The organism is Simiduia sp. 21SJ11W-1, from assembly GCF_024138675.1.
Lineage (GTDB): Bacteria > Pseudomonadota > Gammaproteobacteria > Pseudomonadales > Cellvibrionaceae > Simiduia.
The window spans coordinates 2,058,766-2,076,707 of the sequence record NZ_CP090959.1; the positions used below are offsets into that span (position 1 = coordinate 2,058,766).

Consider the following 17,942-nt stretch of genomic DNA (forward strand, 5'->3'; position numbering starts at 1 on the left):
AATAACTTACACGGCTTACGCCATGTACATACCGCCGTTTACATGAATGGTTTCACCCGTCACATAAGCAGCGGCATCGCTGGCCAAAAAGGCCACTACGCCGGCGATTTCCTCAGGCTGCCCCAGGCGCGCCAGCGGAATGTTGGCCAGCATGAGCTCTTTCTGGGCGTCAGGCAGCTCCTTGGTCATATCGGTATCGATAAAACCCGGGGCTACAGTGTTAACCGTTATGTTGCGCGAGCCTACTTCTTTGGCCAGCGCGCGTGCAAAGCCGCCCACACCGGCCTTAGTGGCCGCATAGTTTGATTGGCCTGCATTACCCATGGCGCCCACAACGGAGCTGATATTGATAATGCGGCCCCAGCGGGCTTTCATCATGCCGCGCAGGCAGCCCTTGCTCAGGCGATAAATAGAACTTAAGTTGGTATTGATGACATCAAACCACTCGTCATCGCCCATGCGCATCAACAGGTTATCTTTGGTGATGCCTGCATTATTCACCAGAATTTGCGGGGCGCCATACTTCTCACCCACAGCGCCCAGCAACGCAGCTACGGAATCTGCATCGGTCACATTGAGCACCATCCCCTCACCTTTCAGGCCTTTCTCGGCCAGGCGCGCTGAAATGGCGGCAGCACCTTTTTCGCTGGTTGCGGTGCCTATTACGGTTGCACCTTGCGCACCCAACAAATCGGCAATGGCCGCGCCAATACCACGGCTTGCGCCAGTTACGAGGGCGATTTTATTTTCCATAACAATTCTCTTTATATGTGGGCAATTAAGCCCCAGTTTCCGACAAGGCCTTAGACAGCTCATCAACGCTGCCCGTGGTTACTGCCTGCAAAGATTTATCAATACGCTTGGCAAGCCCCGCCAGCACGGCGCCAGGGCCGCACTCTACGAGCTTCGTGATGCCCGCTGTCGCGAGCGCGTTTACACAATCTACCCAAAGTACGGGCTGGTAAATTTGTTCAATCATGAGCTTTTTGATAACAAGCGGATCTGATTCTGTTTTCGCGTGCACATTGTGCACTACAGGTATCATTGGCGCGCTGAAGGTAGTTGCCTCAATCAAAGAGGCCAGCTGATCGGCGGCCGGGCGCATCAGGCTCGTGTGGAAAGGGGCACTCACCGGCAGTGGCAGCGCGCGCTTGGCTCCGGCCTCTTTGCACAGTGCCATCGCCTGCTCAACTGCGGCGGCCTCACCGGCAATCACCACCTGGCCTGGCGAGTTAAAATTCACAGCAGATACCACACCAGCCGCCGCAGCCTGCTCGCAGGCCTTGATAATCAAATCATCATCCAGACCAATGATAGCCGCCATTGCGCCTTTGCCCGCAGGCACAGCCGCCTGCATAAAGGCGCCGCGCTGCTGCACGAGCTTTACTGCATCGGTAAAGGCCACAACACCTGAACACACCAACGCAGACCACTCACCCAGGCTGTGGCCTGCCATCAGGCTTGGGGCGGCACCCTTGCGCGACTGCCATAGGCGCCAAATGGCAACACTGGCAGTTAATAACAGCGGCTGGGTGCGCTCGGTGAGATTAATATCTTCCTGGGCACCCTCTTGCACCAGCGCCCAAAGGTCGTAACCCAATACAGCGGAGGCTTCGGCAAAGGTTTCTTCGATAACAGGGTTTTGCTCAGCCAAATCGGCCAGCATGCCTATTTTCTGGGAACCCTGGCCCGGGAATACAAACGCGAGTTGTGCATCAGACATTATCAATCACCTAAACAATGGTTGGCAGAGGCAGCCTCGCCACACCGATAACTGTTATTTTCACTAAGGTTTGGCGCGCCTGTACGGCATACCTAACTGGGTTCGCCGGCCTCGGCTGCTCCAACATGTTCCACAAGATTTGCCACAAGCTTCGCCGGCAAGCCCTGCTCGGCTTGCTGGATTGCCACGCAGATTGCGTTAAAAAACGCGGCGCTGTCGGCACTGCCATGGCTCTTGATGAGCGGGCGAGTCAAGCCCAAAAAACTGGCGCCATTATAGCGGGCAGGGTCGAACTTTTTACGCCATTTTAGCAATACGGGTTTGGCTAACTGGCCAACCAATTTGCCATACCAGGTTGCCGAAAAGGCCGCTCTGAGCTGCTCTACCAGAAACACCGCAGCCCCCTCGCTGGCTTTCAGTGCAATATTGCCCGTAAAGCCGTCGGTCACCACCACGTCCACATTGCCATCGAGCATGTGATTAGGCTCTATAAACCCCGCATACTGCAGGCTTTGTAACTCACCCAAAAGCTTTGCTGCCCCCGAGAGCAGCTCGCCTCCCTTGTTGGGCTCAGTGCCGATATTCAGCAGCGCAACGCGCGGGCTGGCGGCGCCAGACACCACAGCCCCCATGCGTGCAAACTGCACCAGCAGCAACGGCGAAGCCTCGATGTTAGCCCCCAGATCCAATACCCAGGTTTGCCCCTGACGCGTTGGCCAGCGTTGGCAAATGGCGGGCCGCTCCACACCTGGCAGCATGCCTAACAACCGCTTACCTGCCACCATCAAGGCACCGGTGTTGCCGCCACTCACACAAGCCACGGAGTGCCCCAGCGCGAGCGACTCAACCGCCAGCCACATACTGCTTTTGCGTTGGCGCAATACTTCGGTAGGTTTGAGAGCAGGCGATATTTCAGCGTCGGCCATTAGCCAATCGCAACGGGTGTGGGTGCGCAGATTTGCGGGGAGCAGGCTTTGCCCGTGGGATGTACCCACTAGCAGGAGTTCTAGGGAGGGGAAGCGGGAGAGCGCCTTTTCACAGGCGAGAAAAACAGCGCGGGGACCTAAGTCCCCGCCCATTACATCTACGGTAATCCGCAATGTGGTCAAGCGCGAGTATTACTCGTCGCTGCCTTTATCAATCACTTTGCGACCGCGGTAGAAACCGTCTGCCGTCACATTGTGACGACGGTGCTTTTCACCGCTGGTTGGGTCGATAGACAGGGTTGGGCCTGTCAGGGCATCGTGTGAACGACGCATGTCACGACGTGAACGAGACTTCTTGTTTTGTTGTACAGCCATGATAGCTCCTACTTACCAAATGGACTGAAGCCGGGGCGCCTCGTTATTTCGGCGAGCCCTTAAGTTGCTCCAGCACTTTAAAAGGGTTGTCAGACTCCTGTGTGTCTGGCTCGACTTCGCCAACACTCAACACTGAGGGGTCTACACACTGCTCTTCGTGATACGCCACCATTGGCAACGCCAGCAACAGCTCTTCTTCTACTGCGTCGTACAGATCGGCCGGGCCTTCATCCAAAATCCAAGGTTCTAAATCCTTAGACAGGTTTTGAGCCTGAGCTTCTGTCCACACTACCGCCAGGGCGATGTTCGCATGCAGATCGAGCTGAGTTGGCTGCAGACAACGCTGACAAACCACTGAAACTCTTGCATCGGCGTTGCCTTTGAGGGTTTTTGCGCCCTGCTCATCAACACCAAAATTCAGATGTACATCTATCTCTTCGGCCCCACCCTGCACCGCATCGTGCAAACGCGACAGTGCTTTCAACGGGATACGACCAGATAGACTTATCCCCTTCTGTGCGAATTTCCGCGGGTCTACCTGCCTAGGCAGGGTTGTTGTAGAGGGGGCATCTGACATAAGCGCGCAATTCTAGGGTCAAGATTATGTGCTGTCAAAGGGAAATAACCACTATTTCAGGGGCTTGGCGCAGTTTTTTGGGTTTTCAGGCAGTCAACGACGGCTTTTTACCCCTGCACCCCTGACCGCCGACATACTACCGGCTTTCTGGCCTGCACGGGCAGATACATCTACTATAGCCCGCTTTACCCAAGCGCCCCTAAAAACACCATCCGGCGACAGACTCCAATGACCACAAACCCTCAAATACTACTGGCCTCAAGCTCACCCTATCGCAAAACCTTACTGGAACGACTTGGACTTGCCTTTACCACAGCCAGCCCGAACGTGGATGAAACACCCCACCCGAACGAAACCCCCAAAGCCCTGGCCGAGCGGCTGGCAGCCAGCAAAGCCCGGGCATTAAGCCAGCAATACCCCAAGGCGCTGATCATTGGTTCGGATCAAACCGCAGACTGCAACGGCACCTTACTGGGCAAACCCGGCACCGAAAAAGCGGCTATCACCCAACTTGCACACTGCAGCGGCCAACAAGTGAACTTTTACACGGGCTTAAGCCTGCTCAACAGCCAAACCGGCGAGCAGCTCACCACCAGCATTGAGTACCGGGTGGAATTTCTCGCACTCACTGATACGCAAATACGCGCCTATATAAAGAAGGAGCAACCGCAGGATTGCGCCGGCAGCTTCAAATGCGAAGGACTTGGGAGCGCGCTGTTTAACAAACTGGAGGGCGAAGACCCCACAGCCCTGGTAGGCCTGCCGCTAATAGCCCTGTGCAAAATGCTGCGCCACTTTGGCATCGACCCACTCAAAAGCTGATACGCCAGCACCCGGCCATGGCGACTTTCGCCCAATGCTCACTGCCTCTTTTTCTGGGCCTGGGTCTGGGTCTGGGTCTGGGTCTGGGTCTGGGTCTGGGTCTAAGCCTGGGGCCAAGCCCTAATGTACTTAGCGCTTTATGTTAGCGGTAGTCGCACTCAGTCGCTCACCATACCCCCTGCAACCAAAGCGTCTGCCCGCTCAGACCAGCCCATAAAATCTGCAAAGCTATCTGCCAGCAACTCAGGCTTATAGGGGGTTAACTGCGCGGGACTATGGGCACCGTAGGTTACCGCCACCCGACGCATGCCCGCCGCTTGGGCCATGGCCATATCGTAGGTGGTGTCACCCACCATCACAGCAGCCTCACCGGGCACCCCAAAATAGGAAAGCAGCTCGTGGAGCATTTTAGGGTCGGGCTTGCCGGCTGTTTCATCGGCGCAGCGAGTGGCATCAAAAAAATCAGTCATACCCAGATTAGCCAGCACTCTATCAAGGCCGCGACGGCTCTTGCCGGTTGCCACCGCAAGCTTCAGCCCGCGCTCACGCAACGACTGCAAGCCCGCCTCTACTCCACAAAAAAACTCAGACGGCGTGGCATCTGCTGCAACAAAGGCATCCACATAGGCGCGCGTCAGGCGGGTGCGCTCAGCCACGCTCACTGTGGGGTAAAGCCGGTGCAAGGCTTCCTCCAGCGCCAAGCCAATAATCTGCTGCACCTCAATGGCTGGCAGCACCGGCAAGCCCGTTGCACGGGCCGCAGCCTGCACGCACCGCACGATCTTGCCCGTTGAATCGCTTAGAGTGCCATCCCAATCAAAAATCACTAACACCCTAAGGCCTCCACCAGTTGCTGCATATCCTCAGGCATGGGTGCGGCCAGAGTCATTGGCCGCTCGTCTTCGGGGTGTAAAAACTCAAGCCGTGCCGCATGCAGGCACAACCGGCGCAAGCCTTGCGCCTTTAATTTGGCGTTTACCCCGTCATCGCCGTACTTGCCATCACCCAGCAGGGGGCAGCCCACAATACGTGCGTGCACGCGTATTTGGTGCGTGCGGCCGGTAACAGGCATCGCCTCCACCCAACTGGCACCGCGTAAAAGCGCCAAGACCTTAAACAGGGTTTTACTGGGTTTACCCTCCGCCGACACGCGCACTATGCGATCCCCATTGGCAAGCTCTGTGCGCAGCAGTGGCTCATCAACCGCCTTGCGCGCAGCCGGCCACTGCCCATCAACCAGCGCCCAATAGGTTTTCTTGATGCCGGCAAGGGTCATATTTTCAGACTTCTCCCGAAACTGCGCCTGCAGCATCTTGAGCGAGGTGCGTTTTTTGGCCACCAACACAATGCCGCTGGTTTCCCGATCAATGCGGTGTACCAACTCCAGAAACTTGCACTCGGGGCGCATCTGGCGCAGCGCCTCAATCAGCCCTACCTGCACACCACTGCCCCCGTGCACCGCAAGGCCCGGCGGCTTGTTTACCGCGAGCATCAATGCATCCTCAAACAAAATGGCCGCCTCAAGCCTGGCCGCAAGCTCTGGCCCAACGGGCACCTGGTCGCCCGCCTCGGCCAAGCGAATGGGCGGCACGCGCACCGAGTCGCCCGCGCACACCTTGTACTCGGGTTTTACCCGACCTTTGTTAACGCGCACCTCACCCTTACGCAACAGGCGATAAATACGTGATTTGGGCACCCCTTTCAGGCGTGCAAGCAGAAAATTATCTATGCGCTGGCCAGCATAATCCGGCTCTACGGTAAAAAACTGGACCTGATGAAACTCGGCCATAATCATTCCAAGGGCTCTAAAGCCCGCATTCTAGCACCCCAAAACCGCTTTTTTCTTTCTAATTGAAGGGGTTAGGGAATACTGCTATAGTTCAGCCCGCTGACTGGGCTGGTTTCCGGACATTGCGTTAAGGCAAGTCGCGAGGAAATACCGCCAATCAGCCAGTTGACCGCTGGTACAGTTGTACGCGTCTGACCCGAGGTGGGCAGCCGGTACACGGCCCCGGAACGCTGATTTAGACCCAATAGCGGTAGCTGGCGTCAGAGCATAAGCCGACCCCATTTACCACAGTGACAATTGCGCACAATGACTGCTGCAGTGCACTGAAAAGACTGTTTTTAAAACTCGAACAAAAGCCACTACCAGCAAGGGACGGCCAAAAGCTCACTCACGGTAGCGACAAGCACAATTTGTCTCTAGCCCTGAACGCACCTCCCCTAGTTATGTACCCTGGTAGCGCCAGCAACCGAACTGGCAGACCGTTAAATGCAAACAAACTGAGTTTTTGATGATATTTGGCACCCACAGCAACCCACATAACAGCAGCGCGCGGCCTTTTGGCACTACGCACGCCCGCTTGTTGCGGCCAGTATCAACCGCCGACTTTGCGAGCCAATTCAGGTAGCGCAAGGGTTTATAGGCGGCCAGACAGCTTTACAGCACACAACGCACCATTGCTGCGCCCTGAATAAACAGGCACAGCATGAAAAGAATGCTCATCAATGCAACTCAACCCGAAGAGTTGCGTGTTGCCCTCGTCGATGGCCAATGGCTCTACGACCTGGATATCGAAAATCGCAATCGCGAACAGAAAAAAGCCAACATCTACAAGGGTAAAATTACCCGCATCGAGCCCAGCCTTGAAGCCGCGTTCGTGGATTACGGCGCCGAGCGTCACGGCTTTTTACCCCTCAAAGAAATTTCACGCGAATACTTCAATAAGTCCCCAAAGGATGTTGATGGCCGCGTAAAAATTAAAGACGTTCTGAAAGAAGGCCAAGAGGTCATTATTCAGGTAGATAAAGAAGAGCGCGGCAACAAAGGCGCCGCCCTCACCACCTTTATCAGCCTGGCCGGGCGCTACCTGGTTCTTATGCCGAACAACCCCCGCGCCGGCGGCATTTCACGCCGCATTGAAGGCGAAGAGCGCGCCGAACTGCGCGACGCCCTGAGCGACATCCAAATTCCACAAGGCATGGGCATCATCGTGCGCACCGCCGGCATTGGCCGCAGCTCGGAAGAGTTGCAGTGGGACATGGACTACCTGCTGCGCCAGTGGGACGCCATCAAAACCGAGGCCGACAGCTCCAAAGCGCCACACTTTCTGTTCCAGGAAAGCAACGTCATCATTCGCGCCATTCGCGACTACCTGCGCCAGGATGTTGGCGAGGTAATTGTCGATAACCAAGATGCCTTCAACCTGGCGTGTGCGTTTATCCAGCAGGTAATGCCGAACTACCAGAGCAAGATCAAGCTCTATGAAGACGACATCCCGCTGTTTAATCGCTACCAGATTGAAAGCCAGATCGAAACCGCCTTCGAGCGCGAAGTAAAACTGCCGTCGGGCGGCTCGATTGTTATCGACCCAACCGAAGCGCTGGTATCTATTGACATCAACTCCTCGCGCGCCACCAAAGGCGGCGACATTGAAGAAACCGCCCTGCAAACCAACCTTGAAGCCGCAACGGAAATCGCACGCCAGCTGCGCCTGCGCGACATCGGCGGGCTGGTTGTAATCGATTTCATCGACATGCAAGCGGCCAAGAACCAGCGCGAAGTGGAAAACCGCATCCGCGAAGCCCTTGAAATGGATCGCGCGCGGGTACAGGTTGGCCGCATTTCACGCTTCGGTCTGCTTGAGATGTCGCGCCAACGCTTGCGCCCTTCGCTGGAAGAGACCATGTCGAAGGTGTGCCCGCGCTGCTCAGGCCAAGGCACCATTCGCAGCACCAAGTCACTGGCACTTTCTATTCTTCGCCTGGTTGAGGAAGAAGCACAGAAAGAGCGCAGCGCTGAAATTCGCGCCATTGCACCTGTGTCGGTTGCCACCTACCTGCTCAATGAAAAGCGCAAAACCATCAGCAAAATTGAAGCGCGCAACAACATTCGCGTGTTGATTGTGCCAAAACCCGAGCTGCAAACGCCGCACTTTGAAGTACAGCGCCTGCGCGATGACGACGAAGGCACACTGGAAACCAGCTACAAGATTTCTTCACCGGCAGAACTCGTTGAAGCCGATCAGGAAATGAATGCAGCACCCAAGCCCGTTGCGCGCGCCGCAGTACAGCAGGTACCGCCAACACAACCTGCGCCCACGCCAACACCCGAGGCTAAGCCCGGCATTATTGCCCAGTGGATTGCCGCAATTTTGGTGCTGTTTGCCCCCAAGCCCAAACCCAAGAAAACCAGCAAAGGTGGCAACGATCGTCGTCGCAATTCACGCAACCGCAACCAAGGTGGCAACCGCCGTCGTGGCCGCGGCCGCAACAACAACGATGATGCCGACGACAACAAGGTAGACAGCAAAACCGACAAATCAGAAAAACCTGATAACAAGCGCAACCAAAAAGCCGACGACAACGCCGAAGGCAACGAAGAGCAGCGCGGCAACCGTCGCCGTCGTCGTCGCCGTCGCGGTGGCAACAAAGACGACAATGAAAACACCACGCCAGAAACGCGTGATCAGAATGCAGAGGCTGAAGCCGCGCCGCAAGACGCGCAGGACAACGGCACTGAAGACAGCAACGACGATCGCCCTGCACGCCGCCCGAACTCACGTCGTGGTCGCACCCAGGAACGTCGCCGCGGCCGCCGCTCAGACCAGCTGGAAAAGCACGAGAAGAGCAACGAAACCGATGCTGAAAACGCAGATGGCCAAGCGAGTGATCAGGCTGACGCTGGCAATGAGAAACCTGTAAAGGCCGAACGCCAACCCAAAGCGCAGGCACAGGAATCCAAACCCGCCCGCACCGAGGAAAGCGCCAAGGCCGCACCTGTAACAACTGAGGCCAGCGCCGAAGAAAAGCCCGCTGCACGACCGAAAGCTACCCAAGCCGCTGAAAGTGAAACGGCTGAAGTGGCCTCGGCAAGCACCGAGCCTTCAACAAATGTAGAGCCCTCAGCCAATGTAGAGCCCTCAGCCAGTGAAGAGCCCTCTGCTAGCCAAGAGCCCTCAGCCAATGTAGAGCCCTCAGCCAATGTAGAGCCCTTAGCCAGTGAAGAGCCTTCAGCTAATGAAGAGCCCTCAGCTGCTGAAAAAGCTTCCAGTGAACAAGCACCTGTGGCTGATACAGAAGACGCAGCACCGGAGAAACCCGCTGCCGCAAGTGACACGCCAGATGCCGGCACAGTTGCAGACGCAGCCCCGGCCACTGAGCCGCACACGCCAACTGCAGAGGCAACGCCCAAGCAGGAAGCGCCAAGCCAGCCTGCTTCTGCCGAGTATGTGCGCCCAAGTAACGACCCACGCAAGAACCCGAAGCCTGTGGGTCAGGTGATGGTTACTACCGAAACCCGGCAAAAACCCCAGGGTCGCCCACTTAACACTGCCACCCCGGCAGCCATAGAGCGCGCACCCAAGGCAATTGCCCGCCCGGCTAACGATCCGCGCAACAAGCGCACAACGGATGCGGACGCATAAGTCACTTTAAGCAACACCAAAGGCCGGCATTTGCCGGCCTTTTTTTATGCCCGAGCACAAACCACTGAGCAATAATTGTACGAACAAAAAATTTAGAAAAAATAGGCACTTACAGCTTGCCAAGATGAGCTGCCTCTGTATAATCTGCGCCTGCTACGGAAGGGTGGCAGAGTGGTCGAATGCACCGGTCTTGAAAACCGGCGATGTGCGAGCATCCGAGGGTTCAAATCCCTCCCCTTCCGCCATTTTCCCCCTCGTCGTTCAGACACCCCAAACCCCACAAAGAACCTTAAAACTTTTGGCCCCTACTGCGGTCTAAAGTACGGAAATCTACGTAAAACCCAGTGCCTAAAAGTCCCTATTTCGCTTGCTTTTGAAGGCGTTGTTTGTAAGATACAACCAGAATTTACCCAATCACGGAGAAGGTTATGCAAGAGCTTTATAACCAAACATCGGCTACCGCAACGCGCAGTGCCGAGGTTAGCAAGGTGCTGCGCAATACGTACATGCTGCTGGCAATCACCATGGCGGTGAGCGCTGTTTGTGCAGCCCTGTCTATCGCTATCGGCCTTGGCCGCGGCACAGCGTTGATGATGTCGCTGGGCGCACTGGCGCTGGTATGGTTCGTTTTACCCCGCACTGCAAACTCATCTTCGGGCCTTTGGGTGGTATTCGGCTTTGTTGCGCTGCTAGGCGCAAGCTTAGGGCCAACACTTAGCTACTACCTGCAAATGCCCAACGGCAGCACAGTGGTTATGCAAGCGCTTGGCGGTACTGCACTGGTGTTCTTTGGCCTTTCGGGCTATGTGCTAACAACCGGTAAAGACTTCACCTTTATGGGTGGTTTTTTGTTCATCGGCTTGATCGTGGCCATCGTTGCCATGCTCGCGCTGTTTGGCCTGAGCTTTTTTGGCATTCAGGTTTCCGGTGCACATCTGGCCATCAGTGCGGTGATTGTATTGCTGATGTCTGGCTTTATCTTGTACGACACCAGCCGCATTATCACCGGCGGTGAAACCAATTACATTCTGGCAACCGTTGCGCTGTACCTGAACATCTACAACCTGTTCACCAGCCTGCTGCACCTGCTCGGCGCCTTTGGCGGCGACGACTAAACCCCGCATGCGCTAGAATAAAGAGCCCCGCTGGGGCTCTTTTGCTTTGAGGGCACACCCAATGAAATACGCCTTATTGATTGTTGCTGAACCTGCGAGTGCAGGTGAGCGCGGTGCACTCAATTTCGCACAGGCACTCATTAAGGCCGGCCATACCCTTGAACGGGTATTTTTTTATGGCGCCGCAGTTGCAACTGCAAGCAGCTTGCAGCAACCCCCTCAAGGTGAAACACCGCTACAAAACCACTGGCAAGCGCTGGCACAAAAACACCAAACGGAATTGATTGTGTGCATAGCAGCAGCCTTAAGGCGCGGCATAATTGATGCCCGTGAAGCGCAACGCTACAACCTCCCAGCGCACAACCTTGCAGAACATTTTTTATTGTCGGGCTTAGGCCAACTCGTTGAAGCAAGCGTTAGCGCTGATCGGCTGATAACTTTCGGATAACCCATGCAGCCACTCCCTAAGCTTAAGCATTTGCTGTTTATCTTTACCCACGCAGGCACCGCAGACTTTCGCGCGAAAGAAGGGGTAGATGCCCTGCTCGCAGCTGCAGCATTTGAACAAGACATCAGCGTGGTTTTTATGGCTGATGGCGTTTGGGCGCTACATTCCCACAACAACCCCGGCACTTTGGGTTTGCCTGCCATCAATAAACAACTGCCAGCACTCGAACTCTATGGCATAGACAAACTCTACGCACTGGGTGCCGACATGACACAAAGGGGAATTGCATGCGAGCTGGAAAATCTTCACTTGATTGATAGCCAACAGCTCACCGCACTGATTAGCGAAGCAAGCCAGGTGCTGAGATTTTAAGATGAATGCATTGCACCTGCTTAATCGCACCCACGCACACCCGGCTTTCAACCAGTGCCTGTCTGCAGCCCCTGGCAATACAATATTGCTGATGGAAGACGCGGTTTACGAGCTGCAAGATGCCAACAGCCCCCTTTGGCGGCTCACCGGCACCCGCCTGCTGGCGCTTGAGCCAGACATCCTGGCCCGCGGTGTAACGCCTGCAAACGCCATAGAAAGCCTAAGCTATGACGACTTTGTTCTGCTTACCACTCAACACTGCCCCATCGTTAGCTGGTATTGAGCCATGTACCCATTAGACAACGACGGCTTTCTAGCGAATCTGGAAGACTGGAGCGAAGACGCCGCCCTTTGGCTGGCGGCACAAGAAGGCATCACCCTGACAGATGCTCACTGGGAAGTACTGTACGCCCTGCGTGCATTCTATGCCCAGTACGATTTGGCACCCGCCATGCGCCCGCTGGTGAAGCACATAGGTAACTCGCTGGGGGCAGAGAAAGGCCGCAGCATATACCTCATGCAGTTATTTCCGGGTAGCCCGGCAAAACTGGCGGCAAAAATCGCGGGCCTGCCAAGGCCCACCAACTGCCTTTAACCTACTCGCCCAAGTGAATCACTATTTCCCGCTGGTGGGCCCCGTGGCGGTGCTCCCACAGATAGATACCCTGCCAGGTGCCCAAGGCCAGCTCGCCCGCAATGATGGGCACTGAAAGGTTTACGGCCGTCAGCATTGATTTAATGTGTGCGGGCATGTCATCTGCACCCTCCAGCGTATGGGTATACAAAGGGTCATCCTCAGGCACCAGCCGATTTAACCAGGCCTCCAGATCCTGCTGTGCGGTGATATCGTAATTTTCCTGCACCAGCAAACTTGCCGATGTGTGGCGCACAAACAAGCTACACAACCCGGATTCCGGGCAGTGGCCGGCAATGGCGCTGCGCACCTGATCGGTGATGCTGTGCAACCCCTGCCTGGGTGTCGCCACCGTTAATTGAATAATCACTGGGTACTACCTCCAAATCAACGCAGGTTCAGAGCCCCACTCAGGGCACTGAACCCATGCCATTTTACGCCGCCTGCACCTTTGAGCATAGCCAAAGCGCCGGGCCCGGAACGGCCACTATGGCGGGCAACTAAGCTATAATGGCTGGCTTTATTTTACAGGTTACAGGCAGGCGTATGGCCATTCATCAGGTAGCACCCGAGCGCTACGAACAGCAACTAGGCGAAAAGCTCGCCACGCTAAAACAACAATTTGCAGACCTCTCGCTGCCCAATATTGTTACCTACCACTCACCCGCCGAGCACTACCGCCAGCGAGCTGAATTCAAGATTTGGCAGCAAGACGGCAAGGCAAGCTACGCCATGTATCAACCGGGGCAATACAAAACCCCCTTTGTGATAGACAGCTTCCCCGTGGGTTCAGTGCGCATTAACAGCCTAATGCCAACGCTGCTGAGCGCCGTTAACAACAGTGAAATATTGAGAAGGCGCCTGTTTCAAGTAGAGTTTTTAACCACTAAAAGTAATGATGCGCTCATCACACTCATCTACCACAAGCCCCTGGACGCACAGTGGGAAAAAGAGGCCCGCGCACTGCGGGACACGCTTGGGGTAGATATTATTGGCCGTTCGCGGCGCCAGAAAATCCTGCTTGAGCGCGACTTTGTCATCGAAAAATTGCAAGTGGGCGAACAGCAATTTGAGTACAAGCAAATTGAAGGTGGCTTTAGCCAGCCCAATGCAGACGTGTGTGAAAAAATGCTGGCATGGGCAGTCATGCACACACAAAACAGCCGTGGCGACTTGCTGGAGCTCTATTGCGGTAACGGTAATTTCACTGTGCCTTTAGCCCAGAACTTCAACAAAGTACTGGCCACTGAAATTTCCAAAACCTCAGTGCAGGCCGCCCACTATAATTTCGAAGCCAACAATGTAGACAATGTTGAAGTGGTGCGCATATCAAGCGAAGAATTTACCCAGGCCATAGACGGGATGCGGCCTTTTCGCCGGCTGGCGCACCTGGATTTAACAAGCTACGACTTCTCAACCATCTTTGTAGATCCACCCCGGGCGGGCCTGGATGACGACACCTTGGCCCTCACCAGCCGTTTTGAAACAATCGTGTATGTGTCGTGTAACCCAAGCACCTTACACGCCAACCTGAAAACCCTGAGCCAAACGCACTCCGTTGAGCACTTTGCGGTGTTTGACCAATTTCCCTATACGCATCACCTGGAATGCGGGGCTATTTTGCGGCGTCGCTCAAACTAAAGCTTACCAACTGCTTGGCGGAGTCTTGTATGAATTCACGATACTTGGCTTCGCTGGCCGCGCGCTCTTTGTCGTAACGGCGCTTGGTTTTCTTATCAAGCGCGCGCCAGTCTGCCAGCCTTGGAATATGCAGCGTCTCATCAGCGAGCTTATAAAGGGCCACGTGGGTTTCACGCGCGGCCTTGCCCTCACCTAGAATATCCAGCAAGGCTGTAATGCGGATGGCCGCCTCTGTATAAGACAACTCGTCTTTCAAAACGCCCTGCGCAAGTATGCGAATACTGTTAATGCGTTTGGTTTTTTCATCTTCCATTACCCCTTCCAGCTCCGCCAGGCGGGCTTGCTGGTCTTGATTTTGGCGGCGCACCTGCAAAGCCAAATAGGCCGCATAGCCAGCCAAACCCAAGACAATGGCCACTGCCAACACAACGAGATAGATCATGTATATACCTGCTCAATAGTTAATCGGTGTTTAGGCGTCTTCAGCTTCCGCTGCCGGATCACTCGCCTCTAGGGCGGGCACGGCTTCCGCCTCATCCAGTGCGGCATTAACCAGATCGCCACGCAACTGCTTTTTGGTTTTCGCACCCAACTTGCGGATATCCTCTACCCGCTTAATTAAATTGCCGCGCCCGGATTTCAAGCGATTACGCGCTTTATCATAGGCATCTTGCGTGCGGCCAATGGCTTTACCCACATCATCAAAGGCTTCCAGCATCAACACAAACTGGTCATACAAGCCGCCTGCCTGGGCTGCAATCTTCTCGGCATTGCGGTTTTGCTTTTCATAGCGCCAGATGTTCTCTACGGTTCGCAGAGTTGCCAGCAAGGTGGTGGGGCTTACCAGAATAATGTGTTTATCGTAGGCATCACGAAAAAGTGCAGGCTCCTCCTGCAGCGCAAGCATGAACGCGGCCTCAATGGGCACGAAAATAAACACAAAATCTAGTGTGCGAATACCTTCAAGGTTTTCGTAATCCTTAAAGCTCAGGCCGCTAATGTGGGCACGCATAGACTGGATATGTGCGCGCAGATGCTGCGCCCGTTCAGCCTCGGTTTCAGCGCTGCAATAGCGCTCGTAATCCAACAGGCTTACTTTCGCATCAATGATGATGTCTTTGTTTTCCGGCAGCCGCACAATAACATCCGGGTTGCGGCGGTTGCCGGCATCGGAGCGCAAGCTGACCTGGGTTTCGTATTCACGCCCCTTCTGCAGGCCAGACTCTTCAAGCAAGCGCTCAAGCACAACCTCACCCCAATTACCCTGGGCCTTGCTGTCTCCTTTCAATGCATTGGTGAGATTAATGGCATCCTGGCTGATTTTTTGGGTTTGCTTGGCAAGTTCTGTAATCTGGCCTGCCAGCTTGTTTCTGTCTGCCATTTCCTGGCTATACACATCGTCTACCCGCTTGCGAAAATCACCCAGTTGTTGGCGCAAGGGGTTGAGCGAAGTTTCCAGCACTTCCTTGCTCTGCAAGGTAAAACGCTGCTGTTTGTCGTCAAAAATTTTATTGGCGGTATTTTCAAACTCTTTGGTGAGTGATTGCTTGGCCTCCTGCAACAGGCTTAACTGCTCACCCATGCGCAACTGCTGCTGCTCAAGCTCGGTTTTAAGCTTGCTGTTTTCGGCCTTCAAATCACTGAGCGTATTGCGCGCGGCCAATGCATCGGCTTTTAGCTGGTCGTATTCTGCCACCTGCTGCTGCGCCCGCGCTCTGGCCTCACGCGACTCAGACAACTGCTCACGCAGCTCGACCAATGTCCGGGCCTGGGTGCCTTTTTCATCATTAAGCTCGCGCACCTGCTGCTCCAGGCGGCGCACTTGTGTGGTGAGGTCGTGCTCTTTCAGCTGATGCGCACTTTCGAGCCTGCCAACCTCCAGCGCGTGCGCGCTTTGAAGTTCCAGCACCTGCTGTTTCAGGCGCCAAAATAACACAGGCAGCAATAGACACAGGCAAACCAAAAAGCCGCCGGCCGCCCAAAGCAATAACGTGGTTTCAATTAACAATGAAAACTCCCCAACTGTGTGACTGGCCGCTAGAGCCTGTGAAAAGGCTTTGTTATGATTCGGCCAGAAGGAATATGAGCCCAGCCTAGATGTCAGATACTCCGCCGGATACCGCCGAACTTTCCACCGCACTGCTTGCACGCATCAAATCGCTGTGTGCCAAGGGTTACCAACATTACGACAACGCAGAGTTCGATCAGGCGCTGCGCACATTCTACCAAGCTTGGGTACAGCTACCCAAGCCGCAAACCCAATATCAAGCGGCCGGCTGGGTACTTACCGCGCTGGGCGATTGCTACTTTAAATTGGGCAAGTGGTCGCAGGCCCTTGAAGCGCTGAATTCCGCACAGTTTTGCCCGGAGGGCCGCAATAATTTATTTGCCCTCATGCGCAAAGGTCAGGTGCAGCTTGAGCAAGGTGAATTGGCGAGCGCACGCATAACCCTGTTTAACGTTTACAGCCAAGGCGGGCAAGACATGCTGGCCAAAGAGCCCGCCCGCTACCTTGCAGCCATCAACGACCTCACCCAGCCTGCCTAATTACCACAAGCTTTATGCAGCTACCCCCTATTGCCGATCGTTTTAAGCACAATTTGGCTTCTGTGCTAAATTTAGATGAAGGTGCGCCAGGCTTTAATGGCTTCTGGCGCTCAGTTATAGCCCCCGACTTGGGACACCTTTTAGGATCACCACCCATGAGAAGAAGCCTTTTAATAGCTGCCACCCTTGGAGCCCTGGGTTTTAGCCAGATAGTGTTCGCCTGTAGCCGCCCAGCCCCGCCGGAAATTCCAGACCCAAATACAGCGGTAACTCCGCAGATGATCAAGGCCAAAAACGACGTGCAGGCCTATGTGGGCGAGGCCGAAAAATACCTCAAGTGCAATATCAGCACGGCGCAGCACAACTCGATGGTGGACGAGATGAAAGAAACCGCCGAAAAGTTCAACCAAGCGGTGCGCGCCTACAAAGCCCGCATGGCAGGTTAATTCCCCGGAGTGGTGCGGCCCCTTTAGGCCGCGCCCGCTCTCAAGATAGGCGCATCCGCCTTACTGCACGCTCGCCACTGCAAAGCTAATCCACATACCAGCGCTGTAACCGGTAACCCGAACCTGTGGGCAAACCTAAATAGCGGCGGCCGTTTTCTTGCTTAAGTTCGGGTAACACCGGTGCCAAGGGGTTCGCCTGCAACGCATTGCTTAAGGCCTCAACGCTTGGGTACTCGGCAATCCAGTCCAATAACGCAACGGTGGGGAACATCATGTCCAACTCGCCCTTTGCGTGTGCGGCCAGCGCCTCAGAAGGTGAAATCCACATTGCCTGGAGAATCTCCACGCCATCACATTGGGGCTCAGGCTGCTCCCCGGTTGCCAGCAAATAAAAGCGCGTGCGATAGCGCCGGGGCAACAAGGTTGGGGTTATCCACTCGCCCATATGCACCAATTGGCGCTCGCTATAACCTCCGACACCCACCTCCTCTGCAAGCTCCCTTAGGGCTGCGCGCATGTAGTCTTCAGGCGCAGGGCCGCTCAGGCCCGGGCTTGCCCGCTGCCTATCCTGGGCTTCAAGTGCCCCACCGGGAAACACCCAATGGCCCGGCGCCATGCGAACCTCAGAGGTGCGCTTGGCCAGCAATACCGTTACACCGCTACTCTGGTTGCATGCCATAACAACGCACGCCGATTGTATGAGACCTTCATCTGCCATTTACTGCCTACCTTTTGCCACCCTATTAAAGTGTCTGCCTAAGTTTTACGCACAATGCAGCCCTGCAAAGGCGATTGTTAGCTGCATTTGTGGCGTGTATACGTAAGGCCGGTTAACTTCGGTTGCATTCACCCCCTCAATTCGCTAAAACCCACGGCTACTTCTACGA

Annotated in this window: 21 protein-coding genes and 1 tRNA gene; 11 read left to right on the forward strand and 11 right to left on the reverse strand. The window is 55.2% G+C overall.

The window, feature by feature from the left end:
* Positions 1–15 precede the first annotated feature (15 nt).
* From fabG to L1F30_RS09155, 5 genes are all read right to left on the reverse strand, one after another.
* Entirely contained in the window at positions 16–759 is a 744-nt protein-coding gene (fabG, locus tag L1F30_RS09135; RefSeq protein ID WP_253361792.1) for a 3-oxoacyl-ACP reductase FabG, read from the reverse strand.
* A 19-nt stretch (positions 760–778) separates the two neighbouring features.
* The gene (fabD, locus tag L1F30_RS09140; protein WP_253355498.1) at positions 779–1,723 is read right to left on the reverse strand and encodes an ACP S-malonyltransferase; all 945 of its coding nucleotides are present in this window, start codon (positions 1,721–1,723) and stop codon (positions 779–781) included.
* Between the two features lie 92 nt (positions 1,724–1,815).
* Complete coding sequence (gene plsX, locus L1F30_RS09145) at positions 1,816–2,802, reverse strand: phosphate acyltransferase PlsX (RefSeq protein ID WP_253361794.1); 987 nt, start codon at positions 2,800–2,802, stop codon at positions 1,816–1,818.
* Positions 2,803–2,841: 39 nt separating this feature from the next.
* Positions 2,842–3,024 (reverse strand): 50S ribosomal protein L32, encoded by a 183-nt coding sequence (rpmF, locus tag L1F30_RS09150; protein ID WP_253355500.1) that lies wholly within the window; start codon positions 3,022–3,024, stop codon positions 2,842–2,844.
* A gap of 43 nt (positions 3,025–3,067) precedes the next feature.
* Positions 3,068–3,601 (reverse strand): YceD family protein, encoded by a 534-nt coding sequence (locus L1F30_RS09155; RefSeq protein WP_253355502.1) that lies wholly within the window; start codon positions 3,599–3,601, stop codon positions 3,068–3,070.
* 228 nt (positions 3,602–3,829) lie between these two features.
* On the opposite strand from L1F30_RS09155, the gene L1F30_RS09160 reads away from it, so the two are divergent.
* Positions 3,830–4,423 (forward strand): nucleoside triphosphate pyrophosphatase, encoded by a 594-nt coding sequence (locus L1F30_RS09160; RefSeq protein ID WP_253355504.1) that lies wholly within the window; start codon positions 3,830–3,832, stop codon positions 4,421–4,423.
* A gap of 158 nt (positions 4,424–4,581) precedes the next feature.
* On the opposite strand, the gene L1F30_RS09165 is transcribed toward L1F30_RS09160, so the two are convergent.
* Both L1F30_RS09165 and rluC read right to left on the reverse strand, forming a co-directional pair.
* Positions 4,582–5,256, reverse strand: coding sequence for an HAD-IA family hydrolase (locus tag L1F30_RS09165; RefSeq protein WP_253355506.1), 675 nt, complete (start codon positions 5,254–5,256; stop codon positions 4,582–4,584).
* A complete protein-coding gene (gene rluC / locus L1F30_RS09170) occupies positions 5,250–6,212 on the reverse strand; it encodes a 23S rRNA pseudouridine(955/2504/2580) synthase RluC (protein WP_253355508.1) in 963 nt (320 codons plus the stop codon). Before rluC ends, L1F30_RS09165 begins: the two co-directional genes overlap by 7 nt.
* Positions 6,213–6,915: 703 nt before the next feature.
* Here rluC and rne point away from each other — a divergent pair.
* The 7 genes from rne to L1F30_RS09205 all read left to right on the forward strand — a co-directional run bounded on the left by rne (position 6,916) and on the right by L1F30_RS09205 (position 12,382).
* Positions 6,916–9,852, forward strand: a complete 2,937-nt coding sequence (gene rne / locus L1F30_RS09175) for a ribonuclease E (RefSeq protein WP_253355509.1) — start codon at positions 6,916–6,918, stop codon at positions 9,850–9,852.
* Positions 9,853–10,009: 157 nt separating this feature from the next.
* Positions 10,010–10,097: transfer RNA gene (locus tag L1F30_RS09180), tRNA-Ser, on the forward strand.
* Positions 10,098–10,280: 183 nt separating this feature from the next.
* Positions 10,281–10,967 carry a Bax inhibitor-1/YccA family protein gene (locus L1F30_RS09185; RefSeq protein ID WP_253355517.1) on the forward strand — a complete coding sequence of 229 codons (687 nt, stop codon included), beginning with the start codon at positions 10,281–10,283 and terminating at the stop codon, positions 10,965–10,967.
* A gap of 61 nt (positions 10,968–11,028) precedes the next feature.
* On the forward strand, positions 11,029–11,415 hold the full coding sequence (gene tusD, locus L1F30_RS09190) for a sulfurtransferase complex subunit TusD (protein ID WP_253355519.1): 387 nt from the start codon (positions 11,029–11,031) through the stop codon (positions 11,413–11,415).
* Between the two features lie 3 nt (positions 11,416–11,418).
* Positions 11,419–11,787, forward strand: a complete 369-nt coding sequence (locus L1F30_RS09195) for a DsrE family protein (RefSeq protein ID WP_253355521.1) — start codon at positions 11,419–11,421, stop codon at positions 11,785–11,787.
* Between the two features lies 1 nt (position 11,788).
* Positions 11,789–12,070: a sulfurtransferase complex subunit TusB gene (gene tusB / locus L1F30_RS09200; protein ID WP_253355523.1), complete on the forward strand. Its 282-nt coding sequence runs from the start codon at positions 11,789–11,791 to the stop codon at positions 12,068–12,070.
* A gap of 3 nt (positions 12,071–12,073) precedes the next feature.
* Complete coding sequence (locus L1F30_RS09205; protein WP_253355525.1) at positions 12,074–12,382, forward strand: TusE/DsrC/DsvC family sulfur relay protein; 309 nt, start codon at positions 12,074–12,076, stop codon at positions 12,380–12,382.
* A 1-nt stretch (position 12,383) separates the two neighbouring features.
* Here L1F30_RS09205 and L1F30_RS09210 read toward each other — a convergent pair whose 3' ends face one another.
* Entirely contained in the window at positions 12,384–12,791 is a 408-nt protein-coding gene (locus L1F30_RS09210; protein WP_371922625.1) for a secondary thiamine-phosphate synthase enzyme YjbQ, read from the reverse strand.
* Between the two features lie 176 nt (positions 12,792–12,967).
* Between L1F30_RS09210 and trmA the strand changes: the two genes are divergently transcribed.
* Complete coding sequence (trmA, locus tag L1F30_RS09215; protein ID WP_253355527.1) at positions 12,968–14,062, forward strand: tRNA (uridine(54)-C5)-methyltransferase TrmA; 1,095 nt, start codon at positions 12,968–12,970, stop codon at positions 14,060–14,062.
* Here trmA and L1F30_RS09220 read toward each other — a convergent pair.
* On the reverse strand, positions 14,037–14,504 hold the full coding sequence (locus L1F30_RS09220) for a DUF2489 domain-containing protein (protein WP_253355529.1): 468 nt from the start codon (positions 14,502–14,504) through the stop codon (positions 14,037–14,039). The two genes, trmA and L1F30_RS09220, sit on opposite strands and share 26 nt — an antisense overlap.
* 30 nt (positions 14,505–14,534) lie before the next feature.
* The gene (gene rmuC, locus L1F30_RS09225) at positions 14,535–16,070 is read right to left on the reverse strand and encodes a DNA recombination protein RmuC (protein ID WP_371922626.1); all 1,536 of its coding nucleotides are present in this window, start codon (positions 16,068–16,070) and stop codon (positions 14,535–14,537) included.
* An 89-nt stretch (positions 16,071–16,159) separates the two neighbouring features.
* On the opposite strand from rmuC, the gene L1F30_RS09230 reads away from it, so the two are divergent.
* Both L1F30_RS09230 and L1F30_RS09235 read left to right on the forward strand, forming a co-directional pair.
* Positions 16,160–16,609: a tol-pal system YbgF family protein gene (locus L1F30_RS09230; RefSeq protein WP_253355531.1), complete on the forward strand. Its 450-nt coding sequence runs from the start codon at positions 16,160–16,162 to the stop codon at positions 16,607–16,609.
* Positions 16,610–16,764: 155 nt separating this feature from the next.
* On the forward strand, positions 16,765–17,055 hold the full coding sequence (locus L1F30_RS09235) for a hypothetical protein (protein ID WP_253355533.1): 291 nt from the start codon (positions 16,765–16,767) through the stop codon (positions 17,053–17,055).
* Between the two features lie 85 nt (positions 17,056–17,140).
* Here L1F30_RS09235 and L1F30_RS09240 read toward each other — a convergent pair whose 3' ends face one another.
* Positions 17,141–17,773 carry an NUDIX domain-containing protein gene (locus L1F30_RS09240; protein ID WP_253355535.1) on the reverse strand — a complete coding sequence of 211 codons (633 nt, stop codon included), beginning with the start codon at positions 17,771–17,773 and terminating at the stop codon, positions 17,141–17,143.
* Positions 17,774–17,942: the final 169 nt, after the last annotated feature.